This is a genomic window from Staphylococcus sp. HMSC063F05 (assembly GCF_001837075.1).
Taxonomy (GTDB): domain Bacteria; phylum Bacillota; class Bacilli; order Staphylococcales; family Staphylococcaceae; genus Staphylococcus; species Staphylococcus epidermidis.
On sequence record NZ_KV831317.1, the window covers coordinates 19,786 to 45,578 of the forward strand.

Consider the following 25,793-nt stretch of genomic DNA (forward strand, 5'->3'; position numbering starts at 1 on the left):
AATCGTCTCCTTATTCTATGAATATATGTTCATTATATCAAGAAAGCGCTTTTATAAATCAACGAAAAAATACCCTTTACACAATTTTCACAAAAATCTAACAATTTAAGATGTAGAACTTCATAATTATTTATTTGAATTTTAGTGAGTTTTTGACTTCACTCACAGCTTGCGCAGAGTGTTGTAGTTGTTGATACTCATCATTATTCATATCTACCTCTATAATCTTTTCTATTCCTTGATATCCTATTATAGTAGGAACTCCGAAACAAATATCTGAACAACCGTATTCTCCCTCTAGATAAGCAATACTTGGTAATAACCGTTTCCGATCATTAAAAATTGCATCTATAGTTTCATATATAGCAGTTGCTGGTGCATAATATGCTGAGCCTTGACCTAGTAATGCAACAATTTCTGCACCACCCTTACGTGTACGTTCAACAATTTGATCAATCTTTTCTTCAGAAATAAGATGCTTAACTGGAATCCCATTAATGTGTGTGTTATTAATCAAAGGTAACATCGTATCACCATGTCCACCTAAAACAAACCCATTTACATCTTTGACAGACACGTTAAGTTCTTGAGCAATAAAAGTTCGATATCTTGCAGCGTCTAAAATTCCAGATTGACCAATAATACGTTCTTTAGGAAAACCTGATGCTTTAAATGCAGTATATGTCATAACATCAACCGGATTAGTCAATACAATAATTATTGAATGAGGTGCATACGTTGCAATTTGTAATGCAGTTTCTCGTACTATTTGTTCATTAGTTTGAACTAATTCTTCTCTTGTCATTCCTGATTTCCTAGGTATACCTGCAGTCATCACCACTATGTCTGAATCTTTAATAGCTTCTATATTTACTGAACCATGTACAGATGTGTCAAACCCCCAAATGGGTCCGCTTTCTAAAATATCTAACGCCTTTCCTTTAGCCATACCCTCTGATTGCTGGCGTTCAATCAACACAATATCTCCTAATTCCTTTTGTGCAAGAATGAATGCTAGAGTCCCACCTGTATGTCCCGCGCCAATAATTGATATCTTTCTTCTATTGACCATAAGCAATGCCCCCTTGTTTAATTTTTTCTTTAAAAATCAAAAAGCTTTGCCACTTCATGTTAATTATAACATTGAAATGACAAAGCTTTTGAATACTTAAGTGAAATAAATATTTATATAATAACTGACTATCCAAAAATATCGTGATTTAATCCAAAAACATAAAGTAGTACAAAAAATGCTATACCACTTAATATTGTTAGTATTAAGGTTAATATAAGTGTACGTTTAAAATGTCTTATGAAGGCTATAAAAAGCATTCCTAAATTGTAAGCAAAGAATAGACCAAATAAGACCATTGTAATTTTTACATCAGTATAAAAAATATTAAATAATAAAACAATAAAGGCAAAACCTAAATATGGAAAAGTGATTAGGTTTCTTTCAAATTTAATTTGTTTGTTACGGTTATCTTCATTCATTTTTATCATACTCTCCTTGATTTATGAGAATTGCAAAACATCGAGTTTATTTTTTAGTCTGTTAACATCAAGTTGTTCACCAATCAATACTATTGTTAACGGATAATCCCCATTAATAACTTCATAATCCGGCATACCAAATGAATATTGAAACTCATATGTCACATTGGGTTCATCTTTAAATTGTACATATCCCTTTAATCTTAAAACATTATCAGGCATACGCAAAATAAATTGGTAAAATAATTGTCGGTCAATAGCTGTTGTAAATGTGTATTGCATACTATTTATACCATGGTGATGAGAATGTGTGTGTGTCATTACTAATTGATCACGAAATTGTGACAACTCCTCGATATTAACTTGTCCATAAGTAGTATATATTTTTGAACTATATTTGTTTACTTCGTTAAGTTGGTTCTTTAAAGCATCTCTGTCTTCAACAGATATTAAATCTAATTTATTAACGACGAGCACATCGCTTACCTCGAGTTGTTCTTCCATGAGACGCTTTGTGGAGTCAGTATACTGTTGTCTTTGTAAAAAGCGAAGTGCATCAACAATACTAACAACGTGGGGACGTTCAACAAACTGAACTATGCGAGGATCTTGACACGCCATAATCAATTCAATAGGATGCGCGATACCAGTTGCTTCTATTATAATATGGTCCGTTTCATGGTTGTGACTGAGCATCTCAATTTGTTGAACTAAATCTGATTTCATATCACAACAAACACAACCGTTCAACAATGGATACACTTTGACTAATTCACTCAAATGGTTACCATCTACATCAAATGATCCAAATTCGTTCATAATTACTGTTATTTTCTCATCAATTTTTAATAATTCATTAATATAATGTGTCAGGAACGTAGTTTTACCACTGCCTAAGAAACCGCTAACGATTGTGATTTTCAACTTTTCATTTTTATTATTTTTCATTTTAATATATCCTTTACTATTACAAATATTTTAATATATGATAACATAAATATTTAATTATCTTTTTACTTGATTTAATGTAAGATATCTTCTAAACTTTAAACATACTTTAATTTTAGCATGACATTGAATCATAGTGTTGTATATAAAACAAGCAACATAGATGGATTCCAATCCGAAAAAAAAGAGAATACGGATAGAATGTCTGGAGGAGAACTTTAATGTCTGAACAACATAATTTAAAAGAGCAGCTATGCTTTAGTTTGTACAATGCTCAAAGACAAGTTAATCGCTACTATTCTAACAAAGTCTTTAAAAAGTACAATCTAACATACCCACAATTTCTTGTTTTAACAATATTATGGGATGAATCACCTGTTAACGTCAAAAAGGTCGTTACAGAATTAGCACTTGATACTGGAACTGTATCGCCATTACTCAAGAGAATGGAACAAGTTGATTTAATCAAACGTGAACGTTCTGAAGTAGATCAACGTGAAGTATTTATTCACTTAACAGACAAAAGTGAAATGATTAGGCCCGAATTAAGCAACGCATCTGAGAAAGTTGCAACCGCTTCTTCTTTATCTAAAGAAGAGGTCAAAGAACTTAATCGCTTATTAGGTAAAGTCATCGATGCATTTATCGAAACAAAAGAAAAGTAATGTGTTGCTGTCATGAAACTAAAGTTAAAGGTTAAGTTTTAAATACACTGTACACTCAAACATATTATATAACAAAGGTGGGAACAGAATTTGAATTAAATTCATGTCCTTCCTTGTGGTAACGAGAACTATGACTGAGAAGACTGAATACAAGTTCTTTTTCATCTTAGTCATCGACTACCAATATATAACAAAATCCTGAGACAAAATTTAGTGTCTCAGGATTTTGTTATATATTATTTAATTAAAAAATTTCATTTCGTTTCCATTCATTTCTATTACTTTTTTTAAATAACCGTCATGCTGCATTAATTCTTGATATGAATCATTTTCTATTATTTCTCCGTCATTCATGACTATAATTTTATTAAATCTTGGAAGTATTTCTAAATCATGTGTAGCTATGATGAGTGTTTGGGATAAGGATTCAATCAAATTTATAATTTTTTGGGTATTATTAATATCTAGTGCTGTAGTAGGTTCATCTAATATCCAAAAACCGGCCGAAGGTCTTAATAGCAATCTCGCTAAACTTAGACGTTGAGCTTCCCCACCTGATAAATTATGACCGTCTAACGTAACTATACTATCTAAATTTAAATATTCTAATCCAACATCTTCGAGAACCTTTTTGAGGTTATCATCTGATTGCTCAGAAAATAAATTATCACGAATTGAACCATCAAAAATATATTGAGATTGAAGCATTGCATTAAATGTTTGATATTTATCATTGTCATTGATACTGTTCATATCCTTACCATTTAATCTCACTTCTCCCTCTTCTATTTGATATAGCCCAAGTAATACATGAAGCAAAGTACTTTTACCTGATCCTGAAGGACCAATGATTGCCACCTTATCACCATATTCAATGGTTAGATTAATCTGTTTTAAAGTAGAATGATGTTGATGTTCATATTTAAATGTGACATTTTTAATTTCTAATAAAAGATTTTGCGAACGCTTTAAGTTTGTATGTTCTGAAGGAATTTTATACTTAGGTACAATAACCTCTTGTATCTCTTCAAGTGCCAGGTCTGTATCTGCTTTATAATATGCCACATTGCTCATAGGTACTGCTTGTTCAAATAAAGTTAATATCATCAATATAATACTTGTAATATAAATAGCATTGAGCTGACCATCATGAATCTGTTGCGCACCTAACACTAAACACATAAATATTGAGAACATCGCTATTAAGTTTAACAAGTAGTCATAAATAGAAAGAAATCGGCGTTCCTTAAGTTGCATATCATCAAATTGTCGTAAAGACTGGGAAACTGTATTTTTGAAGTCATCGCTGCGATTGAAACGTTTTAATTCTTCATGACCTTCTTTATAATCATAATATCTTTTAAGAAATGTTTTTTGCGTTTGGGTCACTTGTTGCTTTAATTTACGTGCTTTCTTAGCACTTAACCAAGGAACAATCCATAAAGTTAATAACATACTTAAAGTAATCACTAATGCATGTAGTGGAGATAAAAACAACATAGTTATTACTGAAACAATTGCAGTTAATCCGATTACAATCGGTGGGTAATATACTCTCAGATATATGTTTTGTAAAGCTTCTACACGGCTTATCATTTTTGTAATAAGATCACTTGAATTAAATCTTCTATAGATATCTGGAACGACTGGATATAGCATTTTTAAAAATTGAACTCGTACATTACGTAACATTGTAAATGTCGTCTTGTGTGAAAGTAATCTTTCTATATAGCGTGTAATTGCTCTTAAAAAACCAAACAATTTAACAGATACAACTAAAATCATTAATGCATAAAGTGGCGCACCTAGCGCACTTTGAGTAATCATATAACCACTTAAAAAGAACATTGCTAATGTTACAATTCCGCTTAAAACACCTACCATGATAGCGCATATTAAATCTCTATCTATACTAAAATGAATATGTGATTTCATTGATCTATCTTCACCTCACTACGCGTAACAGAAATTATCGAATCATCTTTTATAAGATGACCACTTTCGATATATATACGCCGTGCTGAACTTCGAATGGTTGAATCACGGTGTGCAATAATAAACACTGTCGTTGTAGAAAAATGATGCTCTAATACTTGTTGTATGACCTTTTCAGTTTCAATATCTAATCCTATCGCTGGTTCATCAAAAATTACAATATCTGGTTTCAATAATAATAAACGACTTAACTCAATACGTCTCATTTGTCCACCTGATAACATTTCCCCACCTTCACCAATAGAAGTATAGATACCATATTTTAATGAAAGTACTTTCTCTTTTAACCCCACTTCATCAAGCACTTGAATCACTTGCTCATCACATATCTCATCATCATACATTGCAATATTATTTTTGATAGAATCTGCAAATATATGTGGGCGCTGACTTAGAAATCCGATATTTAATGATGCTTGGTTAAATGAAAGTGTTCCATGTGTGGGTGTTACTGATTGACTAAGCAACTTAGCTAAAGTGGATTTCCCTGCACCACTCGGTCCCACAATAGCGACCTTTTCTCCTTTATTTACCGAAAAAGAAATGTTTTTCAAAGCCATATGATTACTATTAGCGTATTGAAAATCAACATGCTTAATTAAAACTTGTTCAAACTGTTGCTCATCCACTTTTAATGTAGGAGAATCAGCTTTATCTTCAGATTCTAAAAATGAAAACACCACATCGCTAGCACCTTCACTTTGCTTACCTGTATGAAATGCTTGACCTAAATCTTTAATCGCATTATAAAATTCAGGAGCTAAAATAATCGCTATCGCTGCAGTCACAAAGTTGATATGGTTAAATACAACTAAGCTTAAAGCCGCTTCCAATGCGACCAATCCAATCCCTAACATACTTATGAACTCAAGCATAAGTCCTGATAAAAAGGCACTTTTCAAAATACGCATTGTTAAATCTCTAAAACGTGTACTGTCTTTATAAAGTTGTTGCTCAGATTGTTTCGTTTGATTTAAAAGTTTAAATGTAATAAGACCTTTAGCTGTATTTAAAAAACGTTGACTAAACTGGTTTAAATATGTTATTTGATCCTTTGACTCATCTCTTGTTTTAAGTCCAAAAATAACATAAAACAATGGAATAAAAGGTGCGGTAACTATCATAATAATAGCAGTAGGTAAATGAACAAAACACATGGTAATAATAATAACGATGGGAATCAACATTGATTTAAAGACTTGAGGTAAATAACTCTGAAAGAACGGACCGATACCATCAATACTTTCAGTTAAAATATTTATTTCTTCACCAATTGAACGGACACTTTTTTTCAAAATCACTTGTTCTCTAAGCATATGTTTTACTTTAAATGCCAAATGATCTCCTAAAAATTGAATCAGCATATTAAATGTTGCTCTTAAAATAAGAGAGATAAAAATAACTGATAACAATAATAATAAAGATTGTTGTTGATAATACAGTAAGTGATTTAAAAAGTGTGAAATTGAAATGTTTTGCGCAACGACCGTAAAAGATAAAAAAACGCTCATGATTAACATGAGTGTGGGGTATAATTTATAACTTAAAACCATTTTTGTTAGTTTTTTCACAATAATATCACCTACATATATTATAGAGTGTTTACAAAAAATTAAAATCAATTCGCTCACAGAATAATTCTAGTCACAACTTAATACATTTATAAGACTTTGGTCTAGTATTTAGATTGTAAACACCATCAATATGATTTTCTATGCTATGATAATATGGTATTTTGAGTACTAGTAATAAATTAATAGAGATAAGAAAGTGGGTAAAGTATGTTTTTACTTGAATTAATAAAAGGCATCATCTTAGGTATCGTAGAAGGACTTACCGAATTCGCCCCTGTTTCATCTACTGGGCACATGATACTTGTCGATGATATGTGGTTAAAGTCAACTAATTTTCTCGGTTCTCAATCAGCATTCACATTTAAAGTTGTTATACAGTTAGGTTCAGTATTTGCGGCCGCCTGGGTATTTAGAGAACGCTTCTTAGAAATTTTACATATTGGCCAACATAAACCTGAACCTTCCACTTCGGGAGACAGACGTTCAAAACCACGACGTCTGAATTTAATACATGTATTAGTAGGTATGGTCCCAGCAGGGATTTTAGGATTTTTATTTGATGATTTAATTGAAAAATACTTATTTAGTGTACCAACAGTCTTAATTGGTTTATTTATAGGTGCCATTTATATGATTATAGCTGATAAGTATTCTAAAACTGTTCAGCATCCTCAAACAGTAGATCAAATTAATTATTTCCAAGCATTTGTCATTGGTATCTCTCAAGCAATAGCTATGTGGCCTGGATTTAGTAGATCCGGTTCAACGATTTCAACAGGTGTTCTTATGAAATTGAATCATAAAGCTGCATCTGATTTCACTTTTATTATGTCGGTACCAATTATGTTAGCTGCAAGTGGATTATCTTTACTAAAACATTATGAGTATATTCATTTAGCACACATACCATTCTACATTTTAGGATTTTTAGCGGCATTTATTGTTGGATTAATTGCAATTAAAACATTCTTACACTTAATTAATAAAGTTAAGTTAGTACCTTTTGCTATTTATAGAATTGTCTTAGTTATTTTTATAGCAATCCTATACTTCGGATTCGGTATTGGCAAAGGAATTTAATAAAACGCACGTATGAAATACGTTAGTCTATTTCAATATTATAGAAATGATTGTATATCAACTTATCTTCAGTTTGTTTATCATCATTACGTATAAAATTGAAATATTGTAAGATGTTCCAGATTTTACTAGGTAATGAAAGTTACCAATCATTAAACTCTCGCCAGACAGGTGGGAGTTTTTTTATTAAACTTATATTTTCTTTATTATAAATAAAATGTGTTTTGTTGCTATAAAGGTTTTTAGTATGAATACTAAAATTATCGAAATTGTCTATGTTTTTTAATTTACTTCATAGATAGGCACTAACATTTCACACACTTTATCTGTTCCCTCTTCTTCAATGTATCTCTCTATAATTGGTTCATTTCTCATACGCAAATGACTTTCATTTAAAATATTTTCTAAATTGCTAAAGAACTTCTCTATATTTATTTTTGTATGACTAACTTTAAACACAGCATATATGCCACCTGTAAAATCTCTTTTAGATATTGTCTGATCATTTACTGTTTCATCTATTCTCAAAACAACGTCATATCTACATTGATTACTTTGAACGTGGAGAGGATTATCTAATGCTATACCTAACACACCGTATTTCTCAACATATTTCCAATAATGATTAGTCTGAATCCAATGCTTAAAAGTCTTCATCATTTCAAAGTTTTTATCACTTTGATAAGTACCTATCATTCTCATATAAACGACGCTACTGTCATCCAATTTTTCAATCTTATATTTCATATTATCGCCTCCACTGAGAAAGTAACCCGAGTTAAAATTTTTTTCAACATAAATTTTAAAATTTTGTTATACAATAAAGCGCTTTATGATGTTAATATGAAAATTTTATTTTCAACCATTCAACTAGTATCAATCGTTTATTTTCATGTATCATAGGGTATGAAAAAGAATAGTAAAAGTTATGGAGGCAACGTGTATGGACAAAAAGAAACTCATTAAAACACTTATCAATGTATTACCAATCGTTATCGTACCATTAGTAACTGAACGTAAGCGTATTAAAGAACATCCAGATGTACAGAAAGTAACTAATGCTACATCTAAAGCTACTTCAAAAACAACTTCTGCAATTTCAAATAAAGCTTCAGATGTCAAAGAGTACGTAGGAGATAAAAAGCAAGAATTTGATAATAAGCGTGAATTGAAGAAAATTGCGAAGGAAAATGATCCAGCCTACATTGAGAAAAAAGGCGAAAAATTAGCTAAACAAAATCGTAAAGAAGCAGACAAAATGGACAAAAAGCTTCAAAAGAATATTGAGAAACGTCATAAAGAAGAACAAAAACAACGTGAAGCTAATCAGAAACAACGTATTAAAGACATGAAAAAAACTCAAAAATACGAAGAGCAAGTTGGCTTAACTCCTGGTAAAATAGATCACGAAATTGAGAAAAAAGGCGAAAAACTAGAAAAAGATAATCGTAAAGATATTAAAAAATTAGATAAAAAGCTTCAAAAGAATATTGAAAAACGTCATAAAGAAGAACAAAAACAGCGTGAAGAAGCAGAGAAAGCTAGAAAAAAAGAATTTAAAAAATATGAAAATTACGTGGCTGACAGTGTCGTAAAACAACATAAGGAATCAAATCATTCTTAACCATGAAGACTAACGTAATTATAGATGGAGATGCTTGTCCTGTTGTTAATTCTGTCATTGAATTGACGAAAGGGACAGGCATTTTTGTTACAATTTTAAGAAGTTTTAGCCATTTTTCACAACAAATACAACCCGAACATGTAAAAATTGTATACGTTGATGACGGTCCCGATGCGGTAGACTATAAAATAGTCGAACTTGCTAGCAATAATGATATCGTCATCACACAAGATTATGGACTTGCTAGTCTACTGATAGACAAAGTACATACTGTCATGCATCATAAAGGAAATATTTATCACTCAAACAACATCCAAAGCTTATTAGATCAAAGATATCTAAATGCTCAAATAAGAAGACGAGGTGGTCGTCACAAAGGCCCTCCTCCCTTCACAACAGAGGATAGACTTAAATTCGAGCATGCTTTTAGAAAAATCATTAATCAAATATAGGAGGCATATTATGAAAAGAATTGCTGTTTATTGTGGTGCAAGTAAAGGGAAAAACCCCTCTTATGTTAAAGAGGCATACGAATTAGGAAAATATATGGCTGAACAAGGATACGAGCTTGTATTCGGAGCAGGATCAGTCGGCATTATGGGAGCTATTCAAGATGGCATACTTGAGCATGGCGGTAAAGCTATCGGTGTCATGCCTAAAATGTTAGATGAACGAGAAATAACAAGCCAAAAAGTAAGTGAGCTTATATTAGTAGATTCTATGCATGAACGAAAAAATAAAATGACTGAACTTGCCGATGCTTTTATTATGGCTCCAGGCGGTGCTGGTTCATTAGAAGAATTTTTTGAAATGTATAGTTGGGCTCAAATTGGTATACACCAAAAGCCTATAGGTGTATTTAATTTAAATGGATTCTTTGAGCCACTACAACACTTAATCGACCATATGATTAAAGAAGGATTTATTGATGAGAAATATCAAAAGCTTGCACCTTTATATGATACTAAAGAATCACTCATCGAAGGACTTAAACATTACAAACCACTTGGTGTACGTACATACGATTAATAAAGTAAAAGGTAGAGAACCCACAAATGATTTCATCTAAAGAAACATTTGTGGGTATTTTTCAATAAAACTATTAAACTCTTTCATGTTTATTAAAATCTATCTTAAAATTAAGTATCAAATAAACATAATCATTTATTATTTAATAACTTTGTAGTTTATATTATTGACTTATTATTTTCAAGTTCTTTATTATATGGATTATCATTTCCAATTATACAAAAACTACAAATCCCCATCCGTGAAGGTGCTTTTATGAATCACAATTTCATTTGTACAAGAACTACTAACTTTCCTTTCAAGAAGGAAGTAGCTCTTTATAATATCTTACATGACGTTTAAGGGGATGGTATTTACTAAGATTCGGATATTCAAAATTGTCTAAAAAAGTCATTCCTAATTTTTCCATGACTTTTCTAGAAGGCAAATTATTTTCAGAAGTAAAACTATATAATTCTTTAATTCCTTTATCTCTAGCATATTTCATTACGGCTTCTGCCCCTTCTGTAGCTAGACCATTTCCCCATACTTCTGGAATTAGCCTCCAACCTATTTCATAAAACGGTAACTCTTTAAAAGGGTACTGGCTATCTTTTGAAACGTAATTCACACCTATAAACCCTAACCATTCTCCCGTCTCTTTCAACTCTACAGCAAATAAACCTAGGCCACTCTCTTGTATTATGCTATCCATATTTTCCATGTCTATCTCAGAACGACGATAACTAAGTAAACTAGGGAAGTATCTACGTACTTGCGTATTAGCATTCATTTTTTGAAAAGGTAATAAATCTTTGGTTTCCCAATCTCTTAAGTTTAAACGTTCAGTTTCAATATAAATAACCATCTTAAACACTCCATTTAATCGAAAATGCTTATTTTGCCTATATTTTAATATAAAATTAACGCGTTATGAAGTTTTTAACTCTACTCATATCGCGTTATTTAAACATATATTCTTTTTTATATTTATTAGTTTTTAGAAATATAACTAATCAACTTAATGTGTACCGGTATTTCTTTCAAACGATCACTTTGATTTTTAGGTGCAACAAATGTTGCATCAATAAAATCATTTTGATGATTAAGGTGGTATGTTGCTACAAATGTATCTGTATCTGATTCAAAGTTAGGCAAATGTGCAATGACTCGTTTAATATCACTTGTTGTATCTTTAATAGTACGACCAGTTAGATTCTCTAACTCACGACCTAATTCTACTAATGTCATCTTTTTACCTTCTAGAATATTAAAATCTTGTTCATGCATCGTTCTTCTCTCCTCTTAAAGCTATCAACTATTCGCTATCTTCCAATCTAAATGTTTGTTAAACTCACTAATACCTATTCGCAACATATAATACCCTTCCCGTTTCGTATTTAAACGTTAGGAATAACTACCTATCGTTCTTGTCGATGATTATTTTTTCTATCATTCTGTGAGGGCTTCTGCTGTGTATGTGGTTTAGAGGATTGACTGTCATGTTCATCTTGATTGCTTTTTATTTTGTTAGTTTGATCATCATGATTAGCAGATGTCGATTGATTATCTGAAGACTTTTCTTTTGCATCATGATTATCTTTATTTTTCTTATCTCGGGATGTGCTTTTAGCAGGCAAGTCATTTACATCTTCTTGGAGACTATCCTGTTTGTGTTTAAGCTTATCCTTTTGCTCTTGTAACTTTTTCTTCTGTTTTTTTAAATCCTTATTTTCTTTTTTCAACTGATCAATGCTTTTTTCTAAAGAAGCTTTTTCGTTACTTTTACCACATGCAGTTAACACCAATGTTGTAATTAATAGTAAGGTTAACCATTTTCTCATGATAGACTCCTTTGTAGTTACTTATCGATACTCTTTATTTTAACATGGTTTTTTGATTTAATCATTTTTTAACATAAAATATCATTTCATTACATTTAATTTCACAAAGTAACATATATATTTAATGGTAAATTATTTACTCTTTATTTATAAAAGTTTTACTTTTATTAAAGTTATCTTTTTAGTTATGATATCATTCGCGCTATTTTATCAAAATTAAACGACGTTTGTGTGAAATAGAAAAAAGATTTACAATTCCTATAATTTTGTCTAATAGCCCTTTTGAACTTGTATAAGAGTAATGATATACATGTGATAATTATGATATGATTGTGTTTATCATACTAATCATCATGTTTTTAAATGATACTTTAACTTAGTTATCCTTTTTAAAGTAGTATTTATTTATGAATTTAAAATTTAAGGGAGTATTTTATTATGAAATCCACTGCGCAATTAACAAAGGAGAATAATGTCAAAGCTTTGCGACTGAACAATACCGATCGTGAAATATTTGAAAATTACATGACATATGTGCGTGCTGACTTACGAGTTAACCCTCACGATTCAGAATTAATGTTAAACCGTACTTTGAAACACTTAATTCGTGCAGGTGATACTGGAATGCTTGCGATGGAGTTTTTCAACCATGATCCTAAAGCACATGCTAAAAAAGAGATAAGGGAACTCCCAAATGAAACATTTAAAAACATTTTTAAATATATAAGTCATAACTTCATTCTTTTAATAGGTATTTTTTGTTTTCTCAAAGGATTGATTGGCTTTTTTATAGGGGGCGATAGTAATTTACTATATTTATATACGTTTCCCCTAACTGTCATTATTGGTTTAGTAATTATATTTTTATTTATTTGGATGAACTTTAAAACGGTACAATTACAGTGCTTTAACAACTCTTATTGGACCTGGTGGCTCACCTATGGTGTCATCGCATTATTATTAATCACTCTTTTTTATGTTTTTTTTATACCGCAATCATTTTTAGCGTTTGGACCATATATTAAAGTTAGTAATTGGACTTTCATCATTATTGCGATAATAATCATCCCTATTTCATTTTATGTGAATCATCACTTTTATAATAAAGAAGCAAATACACGCATATAAAAAGACTTACACTCAAAACGTTTATTTTGAGTGCAAGTCTTTATTTTATCTCAATTTAATTTATTAGAAAGACATCTAAAAAGAACCAAATAACCATTACAATCATTATTAGACCTTGAGCAATTGTACTCGCTAAAAATGCAATCACTGAGCCAAAACTCACCTTTATAGCTTGTTGAAAGTTAAACCCTTGAACCAATTCAACAATGAACACAGCAACAAAAGGAATAATGATAATACCAAAGGGAGGAAAAACGAAACAACCTACAATCACACCTATGAGCGCTGTGTATTCACCTATTTTACTTCCTCCAAAGCGATTGACGAAATATTTATTCATCACAAAATCGGCTACTAATATCATAATGGTAAAGATAATCATTGCAACATAAAAAATCCACGATAATCTTCCCTCATGAAAACCAAATTGATAAATTAAAAAACCAATCCATAACATTAAAAGTGATGGTATCACCGGTTTAATTAAACCAATAAATGCTAACGCAAAGGCTATAATAATTAAAATCCATAATATCGCTGTCATCTCTATCTACTCCACATCTTCTATTGTAATTTTTTGATCTTTCGTAAACAAGATGAGTATCATCCCTACGAAGATAGAACTTGCTGAGACAAAGAATACATTTTCCAAACCAACCCAATGACTCATCACACCACCTAGCAAATTACCACCAAGTTGTCCTATTACCATGGCATTGGCAAAAAGTGTTGATGCATAACCTGGAAAATCAGGAAGAATATCTTGAAAATAACTAATCCCAAGACCTAGTAATATTGCTAGAAAGATGGCTAAACATATTTGTCCAACAAGCATCATATGAAAATTTTTAAATACACCAATACTAAAGTAAAATGCGCCACCAAATACAGAACCAATTATCAATAAAGTTCGAGTTGGCAATTTAGCTGATAATATACCTAATATAACCATAAACGGCACTTCTAAACCTGCACATAAACTTGCTAAATAGCCTACATATCTTTCCTTTTCATTTAAATAATCTGTCACAAAAAGTGGCATATTCATCGTATACATCCATTGCCCAATATGAAGTAATATAAACGCTATAAATGGAATAAATAATGATTTATCTTTAAACATATTTGGTGCGATTTTCTCAATATGCTGTTGTTCAGAAATTTGATTTTTTACCGGTAAATTTTTATAAAAAAACACTTGTAAAATTAAAGTAAATAAAATAATAGCTATTGTGCCACCAAATAATCCAGAATAACCTTTTAACTCAATAAGTTGTGCACCTATAAATGGCCCAAATAAAAAACCAAGTGAAAACATTGAACGTAAAACAGTATTAGCAAACTTAGCACGATCACGTGAACTTGAAGCATTGATTGATTCTCTGGCAGAGGCATACAATTGTGGCATTGCTGGTGCAAATAATCCTTGAAACAACGCATATAACACGATGAATAACCATATTTGATGAACGTAGAAATAAATTGAGAAGCTCACTGCCCCCATAAACAAAGCAGTGATGATTAGAATCTTTCTATTAAGATGATGTGTATCAGAAAATCTTGCAATAATGGAATTGACTATAAACTGACTTATCGCAGCAAGTGCAAGTAGCAGTCCATATTGTGTTGTCGTCATCCCCAAATCTTTTGTAGCAAATAAAATTAAATAAGGTACAGTCACTGCTATTCCCATACCTAGTAACAACATATTGACCACAAACAATTTATAATTCTTTATTTGCAATAATGCTGTAAACATCTTCTCGACCTCTATCCTATTTTTAGATTGCAGTTACACAACAGAATTAAGCCTCAATTATCTAATAAAGTTCAACATTAAATTTACGAATGCGTCTACTTGAGGAAGTTGTAGCATACTTGCGTCATAACTCATGTATGTTGACCGAATAAGTGGCTTTTTATCAATAGTGACTTTTTCAAATTCAAACATGTTCTTATCGATATTTTTCATCATAATTTTTGGTAGTATAGTTACCCCTACACCACTAAGCAACATTTCTTTACATGTGGCAACTTGATCAACTGTGATTGTCGCGTGATAATCATGTCCCAAATGATCGTTATACCATTGTTTAATTTGGTTAATATAAATTGGATCCGCTTGAAATTCAATAAAAGGCAGTTTAGTTACATCTTCCTTACGATCCTTAGGATATATAAAATAATGTTCATCATTAAATAAATGTGTATTCGATAAATTCATTACTTTATTTCCACGTGTAATCATCACATGGTAGTCTCGATGATGCGCTTTTATTTGTTCAGTAGATCCTACTTGAACCTGTATCTCCACATTGGGAAATTGCGAATTATAAAGACTTAATACTTCAGGAAGCAATGTTTGTCCAATAAGCGAAGAGCAACCGATTGAAATTGTACCGTTCACTTCACCAATATGTGCTTGTATTTTATCAAAAAATAAACGTTCACGTTTGAGCATATCACGCGCATGTTCAATAATCATTGAACCTTCAGTCGTAGTAATGAGCTGTTTTTTTGTACGAATAAAAATCTCAACTCCAAATGCAGCCTCAATTGCCTTTAAACGTTGAGTAACTGCAGGTTGAGAAATATATAGAATTTCTGCTGCTTTGCGTAAAGTTTTTGTCTCATCTAAAGTAATGAGCAAACGATAATCATCTATTTTCATAGCGTCCCCCTACATATGTTTTTACTTTAATCTTAGTGAAACGACATAACTTACCATCAGCGATAAATTGATTAAAATTGTTAATGTCGTCGGTGTGATTTCTTTTTAGCTTTATAGGGACGTTTATGTTTCATTTTCTGTGCTTTATGATTGATTTTATGATAACAACGCATAACCTTATCTTGTATTTCTGAAAAATTATCTTCTATTTCAATCATTAATTGATGGGCGATAATATATGCCTCATGATATTGCTTCTTTGAAATTTGTTTATTTTGTAGTGCGTACATTAAATCATCTTCATCTACAAGTTCATACTCACCATTAGGTAGAACGAGAACGTCTAAACATAAATCGATGGTACGTGCATTTCCTTTTTGAGTAATGTTCTTTATATTAATGTCAAAGTAGTATTCTAATGGATTCCCTTTATTATCAAACATGACAGTCATACTATACCGCTTCTTATCCGGTAGTATCTGTAACCATTTATAATTGTCATCTGCAACTATTATGTTTTGTCCAACTACCGTCACCTCTAAAGGCTCACGAACCTTTTTCATCGTGACCAAGCCTATAATACCTTTAAATCTATTATTATTAACTTTAACCTCTGTATATTCTCTCTCTACCAGGCGACGCCAGTGACGTTTGTCTATATATTTTACTTTCACAGTCACCAACTCCTTGCTTTTATTATATTAAACTAGGATGTCAATGTCATCTTAAGTCTCAGATAAATACTGTTTACATAAATGTTCTTATTAAATCATTAAGACTATTTTACTATAAATTGATTTATTTTACTTAAAATAGATAGAAATACTAGGTTTTAACACATAAATATTGAAATTTAAAAATGTGAACATAAAAATAAGCAACGAGTGACAGAGTCATAAACACTGTTGCTCGTTGCTTGATAAAATACCAATTTTATTAATGGTAAAACAATCATTAAAATTCTATTGCGCTTGATGTTGTTTTTTCTTAATAGTTAAATACTTTAATCCTAATGCAAATAAACCATAACCTAAAATGCCTTGCATTAATGTTTTGCATAAAGATTTATTCGTTGTTAAGCGATTAGAAATAAATGTGCTTACTAAATATAGAAAAAAAACTTTAACATATCTTGGATTCATTTTCATTATATTACCTTCTTTAAAACTATACTTGAACACTTAAACGAGGAATAAATGTTTCAAAATGAACATGATTCATATCATAATTTAATTCTTTAAGAGAATTTATAATTGAATGTAAGAATTTCGTACCACCACAAATATAAATTTCAGGCTGTTCACTTAAATATTGTTCTAATTCTTTAGCTTCTAAATAACCTTCTTTATCTTTCACGTGTAAATGTAGCTGTGCTTGCTCATAATTATCTGTAATGCTATCAAGTTTTTGAGCAAATGGTCGTTCATCTTCTGTCACAACCGCTTGAATCATTTGAGTTGGAACGTTTAATGATGCAGCTTTTTTAAACATTGAAACTAATGGTGTCATACCTACGCCAGAACCAATAAACAATTGCGGTCTTTCAGTATTTTCTATTGAAAAACCACCTACAGGAGCAGATAAATTAATCATGTCACCTTCTGATATTTCATCATGTAAAATTGTTGAAACTTCACCTTCATGTTCAGTAGTCACATCACGTTTGACACCAAATACTAAGTGATTTTCATCTCCATCTATGATTGAATAATGACGTTTAGCTCTATATGGTAACTTTTCACTAGAAACATCTACGGTAATGTATTGACCTGGTTCGAATTGACTTAAATCATATTCTTCAGATTCAACTGTGAAAGATTTGATGTCACTTGTTTCTTGTGTAATGTTTGTGATTTTAAATGGTTTAAAACCTTTCCATAACATATGGTTGTAAATTTCTTGCTCTAATTTGATAAATACATCTGCAATTTCTCCATACGCTTTTGCCCATGTTTGAATTACTGGGTCGTCACTTTCTAACCCTGTCACATCTTGAATTGCAGCAAGTAAATTTTCACCTACAATTGGATAATGTTCGGGATAAACTTGTAAAGCACAGTGCTTATGTGCCACAGGCATAATTGCCGGCTTAATTGCACCTAAATTATTAATATTCATTGCTGCAGCTAGTACTGCTTGTGCTAATGCAGCAGATTGCATACCTTTCTTTTGGTTTGTTTGGTTAAACATGTTTAATAATTCTGGGTTAGCCTCAAACATCTTAGGATAAAAAATTGAAGTAATCTCAGTTCCTTTATCTTGTAATAATGGTACAGTTTGTTTGATAATATCTTGCTCTTTTTCAGTTAGCATAATTCATTCCTCCCTCTTTTCTAATTATGATAGCTATTATCCTATATTTCAAAGGATAAATTTATGAATTGCAACCTTTTTATTATTATTTGAATATTTTATGAAGTTTATCTTTATGATTGATTCAATTTTTTACTTTTCATTTATACTAAATATTAAGGAGGAATTTTTATGATTACAAAAGAAGATATTGTTGCAGATGTTGTAACAGATTATCCTAAAAGTGCAGATATATTTAGAAATGCTGGAATAGATTTTTGTTGTGGCGGACAAGAGAGTATCGCTTCAGCTGTCAATCATAAACCAAATATTGACTTAAATTCCTTATTAAATAAGTTGAATCATATTGATAATACAGAAGGTAACAGTACCATTAATCCTAAATTTTTAAATGTTGAATCTCTTATACAATATATACAATCAGCTTATCACGAAACGCTTAAAGAAGAATTTAAGAATCTTACACCTTACATGACTAAATTGGCAAAAGTACATGGTCCTAGTCACCCATACTTATTAAAATTACAAGACTTATATCGCGAGTTTCGTGATAGTATGTTGGATCATATACGTAAAGAAGATGAGGAAGATTTTCCTAAACTCATTCAATATAGTCAAGGACAAGATGTACAAAACATTAAAATCATATTAGAAGATTTAATTAATGACCACGAAGATACTGGGCAATTATTAAATGTTATGAATCAACTAACCTCTGATTATCAAACCCCAGAAGAAGCATGTGGAACATGGAAGCTTGTTTACCAAAGATTACAAAATATCGAACGTCAAACACACCAACATGTACATCTTGAAAACCATGTGTTATTTAAAAAGGTAAGTTAATTAAATAAAACTTAGGCTTCATTTAATTAACTGAGTGCACGTGTCAAATTTCAAATTGAATTCGTTGCCCCACGTCCTGAATCCCGAACCCCAACTTGCTTTGTTTGTTGAATTTCCCGGTGAAATTCTCTATGTTGGGGCCCCGAACCCCAACTTGCTTTGCCTGTTGAATTTCTCGGTGAAATTCTCTATGTTGTGTTCTAAAAAATTTGAAATAGTCGTATATTAATTTAGTTATCGACTGTCAATATATCAAAAAACCTGAGACTATTACCGATGTCTCAGGTTCTTATACTTATTATATATTCTATTAATCTTCTTGAGATATAGCTAATCTTTTTATTATGCTTTCATATTGTGGATATTGACGAATCAAATATTCTTGTGTTAAAAGTTCAAAATGCTCGTATTCAAATCCAGGTTGACACATACATCCAACTAGACTATATCCCTCTGCACTATCTAAAGTAGAAGCAAAAATTGTCCCTTTTGACACACAATATTGTAAACACTCACCACAATCTATATCTCTACCTAATTTAACAGTATGATATTCACCTTTAGGGGTTATCATATGAATCTTCAACGTCTGACCAGCATGATAATACCATACTTCATCTGCATCTATTCTATGAAAATGTGATATATCGCGCTGTGTTAATAGAAAATAAATACTGCTAAAAGACGCTCTTCCTTTACCGTCGCCTCTCATTGTTTCTTTAAAATATCCGCCTTCAGGATGCGAAATTAATTCCAACCGGTCTATCCAATCATTAGCAGTCATCATTATTTTAAATCTACATTATGGAAAACATTTTGAACATCTTCCAAGTCTTCAAGTGCATCGATTAATTTTTCAAAAATAGCTTGATCCTCTTCAGACAACTCAATATCAGTTTGAGGTAACATTTCAAACTCTGCTACTTTAAATTCCTCAACGCCAGCTTCACGTAATGCATCCTGAACTTGTGCAAATTGATCTGGTTCTGCGTAAACAATAGTCAAGCCATTGTCATCAATTACATCTCTTACATCAATATCTTGCTCCATTAGTGTTTCTAAGACTTCATCTACAGATTTACCTTCTACACCAAAGGTTGCAGTATGGTCAAACATATAAGCTACTGAACCAGATACTCCCATATTTCCTCCATTCTTACCGAACGCAGCACGTACATCTGATGCTGTACGATTTACATTGTTTGTTAATGCGTCAACTATAAGCATTGAACCATTCGGACCAAAACCTTCATATCTTAAGTGATCGTAGTTTTCGTCACCAGCGCCTTTAGCCTTATCAATAGCTCTATCTATAATATGATTAGGTACTGAATATGTTTTTGCACGTTCTAATACTAATCTTAAAGTTTGATTTGACTCTGGATTAGGCTCACCAGACTTTGCAGCTACATATATTTCTTTACCAAATTTGGCATATATTCTACTAGTATTTTTATCTTTTTGGGCTTTTTTCTCTTTAATGTTGTTCCATTTACGTCCCATAATGTCATCTCACTTTCATCATCTATGTACCATATTATATATTTAGCTACCGTCTTTGTAAAATCTGTTAACATGTTACAAACATTGTTAAATCAATCATTATAGATACCTATTGTTCCTCAAAATACAATAAACATTTTTAATAAAAAAACTGTCATCAAAATAAAACTTTTGACGACAGCAAACTCATTTTATGTAGCTTGATTCATTTCGACACATCTCTATACATTTTGTATATCGATTAAAATGTCATTAATAACTTAAGAATTTTTCAACATCTTCAAATAAAGCATCAAATTCACTCATATTATTTTCATCCATATATAGAAAAATTTTTCTTTCATCTCTATTCGATCTTACTTTATTTAACTTTTCTTTGTCTATCAATCTTCTAATAGACATCAAAATCTTAGTTCTACTAATATCTAACTCTCCTGTAGCCAGTTTTAGAAAAGTTTGCATAAGAATTCGCTCATCTAAGCAATATTTTTTAGCTAAATATAGTACAGCAAGATCGTTTAACGTCAACTTATATTTTTTATCTATATATCCAGATAATGCTTTATATTGTTTGTAAAATTCTAGTAATTTAATTAATTTCTGCTCATTCAAAATCTGCACCTCCAAATATAAGTAGACAACGCATATATCATTATCTTAAATATTTGGATAATTGTCTTTGACATTTGTTTTTAAACAATTGTCAAAATTACGAATAAACACAATTTAAGTTGTGCTACGCCTTTTATTTATTTTATCTTTTTTATATATTTCAACTAAATATACTGCATTATATTTCATTCTGATTTTCAATGGGCCCTTTTTAAAGTCATGTTCCATAATGTGCATGTATGGTCTAAAGTTCTCCTCAACTCTCATCAAGAACGGTGTAGACCAAACATATTTGTGACGTAAGTTTTGAGAAATCATATGATTAATATTGCCACCTTCATCATCAACTTTAGCAATCACACAAATATATTCATCTATTAACGCTTCATCTTCAAAGTTAATCCATATATCAACGTCTTTAAAGTCGCTCTCATTAGATTCACTTTCAATCACACGCCAATCATATAAGTAGAGATAATATTGATCAGCATTTTCAATAATATTATAGAATCGTTGTTCAATTTGGTTTTGATTAGTCATCCAACTCAAATGATTAAAAATCAGTCCAAACGTTGTTTTAAACCCATTCTCATCAAATAAATGTACAGCGTTAAAGACTTTAGGATTTGAAAATACATTTAATCCGTAGCCTTTAAAATGTTTTTTTAGTTTTGAAATCGTTTTAAATAGTAATGGAGCGCTATTACTTAAATCAATTTCATTATTATTCAGTAATTGATGATTATATAAATTTAGAAAAATTAAATTTTCACTACTAAAATCAAACTGCTTTAAATCATCTATTAAATGCTTAAATTGTAGAATATTTTTGAGTAATAAACCTTCCTCATTATCAAGTAAATAGGGTGACTTTAATCTAGCATTATCAATATAAAGATAGTCAAATTTTAAACGCTTTATTTGCGAAGCTAATGATTTAAATTGTGCAGTGTCATTAAACATGCAACTAATATCTAAACCTATTTTATATTCCAATTCGATGTTTTGTATCTTCAAGATATTACGATAAATTTCTCGAATACTTTTTTCGTTCAAATTAAATATAAATTGCACATTGTAATCTGAAACAGAACATTTATTCATAATTTTTAAGTTTTCATATTGATATGTAAAAAGTTGATTAAGTTCATATATTTGCTCGATTTTATCGATGCTAAATGCGACGTGCAAGCGATATTCAATAATAATTTTAATGATATCATTCATCTCTTCTTGAGAGAACGAATTCTTATATTGGCATAAGTTAGGCATAATACAAAAAATAATATTTGAACCTTCATACCCTATTTTTTTATGAATACCTTGCAAAAACAACATTTTAATTTCATCAATTGAATTAATTTGAACGACAGAATAAAACGTTGAAACATTAGAAATTGGATATTGGTCAATAACAATTTCATCATAATTATCTAACTCATTCGTTGGCATTTTAGAACATATTAATGATTGTACACGTGATTTTAAGTGTTCTGAAACATCATCATCAGAACATCCATTGTACTTATCATATTTTTTCATTGCACGATATGCATTGGGCGTTACACTTAAATAATTTTTGAATTGTCTAGAATATGTAGATACATTACTAAATCCTAACGTTTCACTAATTTGGCTTATCGTTTTAGTTGTCGTAAGTAGCATCTCTATAGATTTACTAATTTTAAGTGTATCTATATATTTTTTAAATCCCATACCTAATAACAAATGAAACTGCGTAGAAAGGTTGGACTTAGAAACATATAATTTATTGGAAATATCTTTTAGAGTAAGTCTTTCTTCGATGTGATTATATATATAATTCAATTCATCCTTTAACTCACCATAATAATCATACATATATTGGTCTTCAGCAATTTTTTTGTCAATAATAGCCTCATTAGCAAGAATATGAACAATTTTATTGATAATATCTTGCTCTTTATCCACATCACCATCTAAAAAATTCAACGTAAGTTGAGCAACTAGTTCTTTAATTTCGTTCTTAGATTGTATTAAATCCGAAGTATAATGGTAATTAAAAAAAGAATAGCCTAACTCTGTAAACCAATCACTAGAAATATATACTTCTAGTGTGATGCCATTGTCACTGATACTAAACACATCCATATTATTCACAATATATAACTCATCTGAGAGTATCCTTTCTTTCATAAATTGTTGAAAGTACATACTCCCTTCGATAGGCCAAAATAATAAAATGCCGTCTTGACATCGTGTTGCCGTATATTCTTTTTTTGAAAGTATATGCAAACAAGAATTTGCCATATCTTTACCTCTTTCCCTCAGTCTTTTATGCCCATATCAATTCATGTAAATTTTCACAAGTATCAGAAAATAATCTAACACAATATAAAAATAAATCAAAAAGAAAAATGATATATTTAATCATTTTTTTATTTTTGTACTTCATCTTTTCTATTAGATATAAAAAAAGATGTGTCGTGTTGAGAGTTCAACATTAAATGAAAAACCCAGAAACTCTCTGATAGAGAAACACGATCACATCTTTTAATTCATTCATAATCTCTTTAGTTTTTAAAGCGATTTGCTAAACTAAGTATATCTTCGATGATATTTAATAAGTTGATAAACAAATTAAATCCCATTTCTCTTGGTGAGAATTGACCTCTTTTCATTCTATTAAAATCGTATAAAGTATAAAGGAGAAACAATAATAAGCTCACTATTGTAATGACAGTATGAAAAATTGGATTATTAATAAATATCCCTATAATCCCAGCTATAATTAGCGCAATTAATGTCACAAACAAATATTTTCCCATACTCGAAGCGTCTTTTATTAAAAAGTAACCTATAATACCAAAAGCTATAAATGCACCAATAGCAAGAATAATATTTTTATAGAATACTTCTGCTCCTAAATTTTGTAAGTAAGTCGTAAAAAGAGCATACGAAAGCAAACCTACAATAATAGCGTATATATGAGAGATCACTAATCCATATTTTCGCGCACGTTTAATAAACAACGTTGCTAATATCAGAATTAACAATCCTAGAGACAATGGTTTTCTCCATGACATAGGAAGATATTGTCCAAAATAACAACCAATCCCAAAAATCATCCAATAATACATAAAATATAACCAAACTTTTGCATAGGCATGTGTTTGGTTCTTATCTTGAGATTGTCTTTTATGATCAGTTGATTGGTGTGTCGATTGTGACATTATAATAACTCCTTTTCTATATTAAATAATTAGGTAATAAAAATTTTACAACACTATAAAGAATTACAAAAGTATTTAAGTTCATAAATTCTAAATATATAGAAGTTTTAGAAAACTCATTACATTGAACTTTACTTTATTACAATTTATCTAATAAATATTAAGAAAAGTAACGAAATATGTCTTATAAATAGCGATATATCAACTTTCTTTAATAAATGTTCAGAACAATACATTATTTTAACAATGTTACAAGATAATAACAAAGCCCACAAAGTCAAATATTTTTGTTAGTATGGGGTACGTAATAAAAAAACAAAAAGTTAATGTACAGAGACTTGTCGGGACAATTATCTAAATCATTAAACTTAAATCAATTAAATCTTTGTTATATTTAAGGAGGAGTTACTTTGAAAAAGTTAGCCTTTGCAATTACAGCCGCTTCAGGCGCAGCAGCAGTTCTATCACATCATGATGCTGAAGCTTCTACACAACATAAGGTTCAATCTGGAGAATCCTTATGGACTATTGCACAACAATACAATACTTCAGTAGAAAGCATTAAGCAGAATAATAATCTTAGCAACAATATGGTATTCCCAGGACAAGTTATTAATGTAGGTGGAAGTGCTTCGCAAAATACTAGTTCAAACACTTCTTCAAGTTCAGCATCTTCACATACTGTAGTAGCAGGTGAATCATTAAACATCATAGCTAATAAATATGGTGTTTCAGTTGATGCATTAATGCAAGCAAATCATCTAAATGGTTATTTAATTATGCCTAACCAAATATTAACTATCCCTAATGGTGGTTCTGGTTCAGGATCAGGTGGTACAGCAACTCAAACTAGCGGTAATTATACTTCACCTTCATTCAACCATCAAAACTTATACACTGAAGGTCAATGCACATGGTATGTGTTCGACAAACGTTCACAAGCTGGTAAACCTATCAGTACTTACTGGTCTGATGCAAAATACTGGGCGTCAAATGCAGCGAATGATGGTTATCAAGTTGATAATACTCCATCTGTTGGTGCAATTATGCAAAGTACACCTGGACCATATGGTCATGTAGCATACGTTGAACGTATTAATGGTGATGGTAGTATTTTAATTTCAGAAATGAATTATGCAAATGGTCCATACAATATGAACTATCGTACTATCCCAGCTTCAGAAGTATCTTCATATGCATTTATCCACTAATCATTGATGATTAATGATTTTACTACAAGGTAATGGAATATACCTTGTAGTTTTTTATTTTAATA

General features: G+C 30.6%; 28 protein-coding genes. 8 read left to right on the plus strand and 20 right to left on the minus strand.

Annotated elements, in window-relative coordinates; translation table 11 throughout:
• Positions 1-130 precede the first annotated feature (130 nt).
• From mdh to HMPREF2576_RS01715, 3 genes are all read right to left on the minus strand, one after another.
• Positions 131-1,072: a malate dehydrogenase gene (mdh, locus tag HMPREF2576_RS01705; RefSeq protein WP_070856340.1), complete on the minus strand. Its 942-nt coding sequence runs from the start codon at positions 1,070-1,072 to the stop codon at positions 131-133.
• Positions 1,073-1,200: 128 nt separating this feature from the next.
• A complete protein-coding gene (locus HMPREF2576_RS01710) occupies positions 1,201-1,494 on the minus strand; it encodes a hypothetical protein (RefSeq protein ID WP_001830319.1) in 294 nt (97 codons plus the stop codon).
• A gap of 21 nt (positions 1,495-1,515) precedes the next feature.
• A complete protein-coding gene (locus HMPREF2576_RS01715; RefSeq protein WP_001830339.1) occupies positions 1,516-2,442 on the minus strand; it encodes a CobW family GTP-binding protein in 927 nt (308 codons plus the stop codon).
• A 221-nt stretch (positions 2,443-2,663) separates the two neighbouring features.
• Between HMPREF2576_RS01715 and mgrA the strand changes: the two genes are divergently transcribed.
• Positions 2,664-3,107, plus strand: coding sequence for a global transcriptional regulator MgrA (gene mgrA / locus HMPREF2576_RS01720; protein WP_001830335.1), 444 nt, complete (start codon positions 2,664-2,666; stop codon positions 3,105-3,107).
• A 240-nt stretch (positions 3,108-3,347) separates the two neighbouring features.
• Here mgrA and cydC read toward each other — a convergent pair whose 3' ends face one another.
• Together cydC and HMPREF2576_RS01730 are read right to left on the minus strand one after the other, a co-directional pair.
• The gene (gene cydC / locus HMPREF2576_RS01725) at positions 3,348-5,042 is read right to left on the minus strand and encodes a thiol reductant ABC exporter subunit CydC (RefSeq protein ID WP_002502812.1); all 1,695 of its coding nucleotides are present in this window, start codon (positions 5,040-5,042) and stop codon (positions 3,348-3,350) included.
• Entirely contained in the window at positions 5,039-6,673 is a 1,635-nt protein-coding gene (locus tag HMPREF2576_RS01730; protein WP_002470576.1) for an ABC transporter ATP-binding protein/permease, read from the minus strand. The genes cydC and HMPREF2576_RS01730 overlap by 4 nt, the downstream gene beginning before the upstream one ends.
• 210 nt (positions 6,674-6,883) lie before the next feature.
• Here HMPREF2576_RS01730 and HMPREF2576_RS01735 point away from each other — a divergent pair, with 210 nt between their 5' ends.
• Entirely contained in the window at positions 6,884-7,756 is an 873-nt protein-coding gene (locus HMPREF2576_RS01735) for an undecaprenyl-diphosphate phosphatase (RefSeq protein ID WP_001832082.1), read from the plus strand.
• A 282-nt stretch (positions 7,757-8,038) separates the two neighbouring features.
• On the opposite strand, the gene HMPREF2576_RS01740 is transcribed toward HMPREF2576_RS01735, so the two are convergent.
• The gene (locus HMPREF2576_RS01740) at positions 8,039-8,503 is read right to left on the minus strand and encodes a GyrI-like domain-containing protein (RefSeq protein ID WP_001832179.1); all 465 of its coding nucleotides are present in this window, start codon (positions 8,501-8,503) and stop codon (positions 8,039-8,041) included.
• A 196-nt stretch (positions 8,504-8,699) separates the two neighbouring features.
• Between HMPREF2576_RS01740 and HMPREF2576_RS01745 the strand changes: the two genes are divergently transcribed.
• From HMPREF2576_RS01745 to HMPREF2576_RS01755, 3 genes are read left to right on the plus strand one after another with little or no spacing between them, the layout of a single operon-like run.
• Entirely contained in the window at positions 8,700-9,380 is a 681-nt protein-coding gene (locus tag HMPREF2576_RS01745) for a hypothetical protein (RefSeq protein ID WP_001832119.1), read from the plus strand.
• Positions 9,381-9,382: 2 nt separating this feature from the next.
• Positions 9,383-9,832, plus strand: a complete 450-nt coding sequence (locus tag HMPREF2576_RS01750; protein ID WP_001832102.1) for a YaiI/YqxD family protein — start codon at positions 9,383-9,385, stop codon at positions 9,830-9,832.
• 10 nt (positions 9,833-9,842) lie between these two features.
• A complete protein-coding gene (locus HMPREF2576_RS01755) occupies positions 9,843-10,409 on the plus strand; it encodes an LOG family protein (RefSeq protein ID WP_001832158.1) in 567 nt (188 codons plus the stop codon).
• A gap of 298 nt (positions 10,410-10,707) precedes the next feature.
• Here the strand turns inward: HMPREF2576_RS01755 and HMPREF2576_RS01760 are convergent, their stop codons facing one another.
• The 3 genes from HMPREF2576_RS01760 to HMPREF2576_RS01770 form a co-directional block, all read right to left on the minus strand.
• Positions 10,708-11,256, minus strand: coding sequence for a GNAT family N-acetyltransferase (locus tag HMPREF2576_RS01760; protein WP_002470594.1), 549 nt, complete (start codon positions 11,254-11,256; stop codon positions 10,708-10,710).
• A 125-nt stretch (positions 11,257-11,381) separates the two neighbouring features.
• Positions 11,382-11,678, minus strand: coding sequence for a hypothetical protein (locus tag HMPREF2576_RS01765; protein WP_001832178.1), 297 nt, complete (start codon positions 11,676-11,678; stop codon positions 11,382-11,384).
• 131 nt (positions 11,679-11,809) lie between these two features.
• Positions 11,810-12,232: an SA0632 family lipoprotein gene (locus HMPREF2576_RS01770; protein WP_001832142.1), complete on the minus strand. Its 423-nt coding sequence runs from the start codon at positions 12,230-12,232 to the stop codon at positions 11,810-11,812.
• 438 nt (positions 12,233-12,670) lie between these two features.
• Between HMPREF2576_RS01770 and HMPREF2576_RS01775 the strand changes: the two genes are divergently transcribed.
• Complete coding sequence (locus tag HMPREF2576_RS01775; protein ID WP_001832056.1) at positions 12,671-13,360, plus strand: DUF1129 family protein; 690 nt, start codon at positions 12,671-12,673, stop codon at positions 13,358-13,360.
• A 55-nt stretch (positions 13,361-13,415) separates the two neighbouring features.
• Here the strand turns inward: HMPREF2576_RS01775 and HMPREF2576_RS01780 are convergent, their stop codons facing one another.
• The 6 genes from HMPREF2576_RS01780 to HMPREF2576_RS01805 all read right to left on the minus strand — a co-directional run bounded on the left by HMPREF2576_RS01780 (position 13,416) and on the right by HMPREF2576_RS01805 (position 18,344).
• Positions 13,416-13,904: a DUF456 domain-containing protein gene (locus tag HMPREF2576_RS01780; protein ID WP_001832028.1), complete on the minus strand. Its 489-nt coding sequence runs from the start codon at positions 13,902-13,904 to the stop codon at positions 13,416-13,418.
• Between the two features lie 6 nt (positions 13,905-13,910).
• Positions 13,911-15,119: a sugar efflux transporter gene (locus HMPREF2576_RS01785; RefSeq protein ID WP_001832093.1), complete on the minus strand. Its 1,209-nt coding sequence runs from the start codon at positions 15,117-15,119 to the stop codon at positions 13,911-13,913.
• Between the two features lie 57 nt (positions 15,120-15,176).
• Positions 15,177-16,031, minus strand: a complete 855-nt coding sequence (locus HMPREF2576_RS01790; RefSeq protein ID WP_001832044.1) for a LysR family transcriptional regulator — start codon at positions 16,029-16,031, stop codon at positions 15,177-15,179.
• Between the two features lie 80 nt (positions 16,032-16,111).
• The gene (locus HMPREF2576_RS01795; protein ID WP_001832140.1) at positions 16,112-16,705 is read right to left on the minus strand and encodes a ribonuclease FAU-1 family protein; all 594 of its coding nucleotides are present in this window, start codon (positions 16,703-16,705) and stop codon (positions 16,112-16,114) included.
• A 288-nt stretch (positions 16,706-16,993) separates the two neighbouring features.
• Entirely contained in the window at positions 16,994-17,179 is a 186-nt protein-coding gene (locus HMPREF2576_RS01800) for a hypothetical protein (protein ID WP_001832064.1), read from the minus strand.
• Between the two features lie 19 nt (positions 17,180-17,198).
• Complete coding sequence (locus HMPREF2576_RS01805; protein WP_001832143.1) at positions 17,199-18,344, minus strand: globin domain-containing protein; 1,146 nt, start codon at positions 18,342-18,344, stop codon at positions 17,199-17,201.
• 171 nt (positions 18,345-18,515) lie between these two features.
• Here HMPREF2576_RS01805 and scdA point away from each other — a divergent pair, with 171 nt between their 5' ends.
• The gene (gene scdA, locus HMPREF2576_RS01810) at positions 18,516-19,190 is read left to right on the plus strand and encodes an iron-sulfur cluster repair di-iron protein ScdA (RefSeq protein WP_001832101.1); all 675 of its coding nucleotides are present in this window, start codon (positions 18,516-18,518) and stop codon (positions 19,188-19,190) included.
• A gap of 310 nt (positions 19,191-19,500) precedes the next feature.
• On the opposite strand, the gene HMPREF2576_RS01815 is transcribed toward scdA, so the two are convergent.
• The 5 genes from HMPREF2576_RS01815 to HMPREF2576_RS01835 all read right to left on the minus strand — a co-directional run bounded on the left by HMPREF2576_RS01815 (position 19,501) and on the right by HMPREF2576_RS01835 (position 24,517).
• Positions 19,501-19,977: a cupin domain-containing protein gene (locus HMPREF2576_RS01815; protein WP_002468440.1), complete on the minus strand. Its 477-nt coding sequence runs from the start codon at positions 19,975-19,977 to the stop codon at positions 19,501-19,503.
• Entirely contained in the window at positions 19,977-20,693 is a 717-nt protein-coding gene (locus tag HMPREF2576_RS01820) for a YebC/PmpR family DNA-binding transcriptional regulator (protein ID WP_001832120.1), read from the minus strand. Before HMPREF2576_RS01820 ends, HMPREF2576_RS01815 begins: the two co-directional genes overlap by 1 nt.
• Before the next feature lie 252 nt (positions 20,694-20,945).
• The gene (locus tag HMPREF2576_RS01825; RefSeq protein WP_002455993.1) at positions 20,946-21,305 is read right to left on the minus strand and encodes a transcriptional regulator, SarA/Rot family; all 360 of its coding nucleotides are present in this window, start codon (positions 21,303-21,305) and stop codon (positions 20,946-20,948) included.
• A gap of 114 nt (positions 21,306-21,419) precedes the next feature.
• Entirely contained in the window at positions 21,420-23,594 is a 2,175-nt protein-coding gene (locus HMPREF2576_RS01830) for a helix-turn-helix transcriptional regulator (protein ID WP_070856338.1), read from the minus strand.
• 263 nt (positions 23,595-23,857) lie between these two features.
• The gene (locus HMPREF2576_RS01835; RefSeq protein WP_001832176.1) at positions 23,858-24,517 is read right to left on the minus strand and encodes a Bax inhibitor-1/YccA family protein; all 660 of its coding nucleotides are present in this window, start codon (positions 24,515-24,517) and stop codon (positions 23,858-23,860) included.
• Between the two features lie 410 nt (positions 24,518-24,927).
• Here HMPREF2576_RS01835 and HMPREF2576_RS01840 point away from each other — a divergent pair, with 410 nt between their 5' ends.
• Complete coding sequence (locus HMPREF2576_RS01840) at positions 24,928-25,728, plus strand: LysM peptidoglycan-binding domain-containing protein (protein WP_001832086.1); 801 nt, start codon at positions 24,928-24,930, stop codon at positions 25,726-25,728.
• Positions 25,729-25,793 lie beyond the last annotated feature (65 nt).

Coding starts and splice junctions, on each gene's coding strand:
- mdh (WP_070856340.1), bottom strand. CDS start 1,072: ATGGTCAATAGAAGAAAGATATCAATTATTGGCGCGGGACATACAGGT.
- HMPREF2576_RS01710 (WP_001830319.1), bottom strand. CDS start 1,494: ATGAATGAAGATAACCGTAACAAACAAATTAAATTTGAAAGAAACCTA.
- HMPREF2576_RS01715 (WP_001830339.1), bottom strand. CDS start 2,442: ATGAAAAATAATAAAAATGAAAAGTTGAAAATCACAATCGTTAGCGGT.
- mgrA (WP_001830335.1), top strand. CDS start 2,664: ATGTCTGAACAACATAATTTAAAAGAGCAGCTATGCTTTAGTTTGTAC.
- cydC (WP_002502812.1), bottom strand. CDS start 5,042: ATGAAATCACATATTCATTTTAGTATAGATAGAGATTTAATATGCGCT.
- HMPREF2576_RS01735 (WP_001832082.1), top strand. CDS start 6,884: ATGTTTTTACTTGAATTAATAAAAGGCATCATCTTAGGTATCGTAGAA.
- HMPREF2576_RS01740 (WP_001832179.1), bottom strand. CDS start 8,503: ATGAAATATAAGATTGAAAAATTGGATGACAGTAGCGTCGTTTATATG.
- HMPREF2576_RS01745 (WP_001832119.1), top strand. CDS start 8,700: ATGGACAAAAAGAAACTCATTAAAACACTTATCAATGTATTACCAATC.
- HMPREF2576_RS01750 (WP_001832102.1), top strand. CDS start 9,383: ATGAAGACTAACGTAATTATAGATGGAGATGCTTGTCCTGTTGTTAAT.
- HMPREF2576_RS01755 (WP_001832158.1), top strand. CDS start 9,843: ATGAAAAGAATTGCTGTTTATTGTGGTGCAAGTAAAGGGAAAAACCCC.
- HMPREF2576_RS01760 (WP_002470594.1), bottom strand. CDS start 11,256: ATGGTTATTTATATTGAAACTGAACGTTTAAACTTAAGAGATTGGGAA.
- HMPREF2576_RS01765 (WP_001832178.1), bottom strand. CDS start 11,678: ATGCATGAACAAGATTTTAATATTCTAGAAGGTAAAAAGATGACATTA.
- HMPREF2576_RS01770 (WP_001832142.1), bottom strand. CDS start 12,232: ATGAGAAAATGGTTAACCTTACTATTAATTACAACATTGGTGTTAACT.
- HMPREF2576_RS01775 (WP_001832056.1), top strand. CDS start 12,671: ATGAAATCCACTGCGCAATTAACAAAGGAGAATAATGTCAAAGCTTTG.
- HMPREF2576_RS01780 (WP_001832028.1), bottom strand. CDS start 13,904: ATGACAGCGATATTATGGATTTTAATTATTATAGCCTTTGCGTTAGCA.
- HMPREF2576_RS01785 (WP_001832093.1), bottom strand. CDS start 15,119: ATGTTTACAGCATTATTGCAAATAAAGAATTATAAATTGTTTGTGGTC.
- HMPREF2576_RS01790 (WP_001832044.1), bottom strand. CDS start 16,031: ATGAAAATAGATGATTATCGTTTGCTCATTACTTTAGATGAGACAAAA.
- HMPREF2576_RS01800 (WP_001832064.1), bottom strand. CDS start 17,179: ATGAAAATGAATCCAAGATATGTTAAAGTTTTTTTTCTATATTTAGTA.
- HMPREF2576_RS01805 (WP_001832143.1), bottom strand. CDS start 18,344: ATGCTAACTGAAAAAGAGCAAGATATTATCAAACAAACTGTACCATTA.
- scdA (WP_001832101.1), top strand. CDS start 18,516: ATGATTACAAAAGAAGATATTGTTGCAGATGTTGTAACAGATTATCCT.
- HMPREF2576_RS01815 (WP_002468440.1), bottom strand. CDS start 19,977: ATGATGACTGCTAATGATTGGATAGACCGGTTGGAATTAATTTCGCAT.
- HMPREF2576_RS01820 (WP_001832120.1), bottom strand. CDS start 20,693: ATGGGACGTAAATGGAACAACATTAAAGAGAAAAAAGCCCAAAAAGAT.
- HMPREF2576_RS01830 (WP_070856338.1), bottom strand. CDS start 23,594: ATGGCAAATTCTTGTTTGCATATACTTTCAAAAAAAGAATATACGGCA.
- HMPREF2576_RS01835 (WP_001832176.1), bottom strand. CDS start 24,517: ATGTCACAATCGACACACCAATCAACTGATCATAAAAGACAATCTCAA.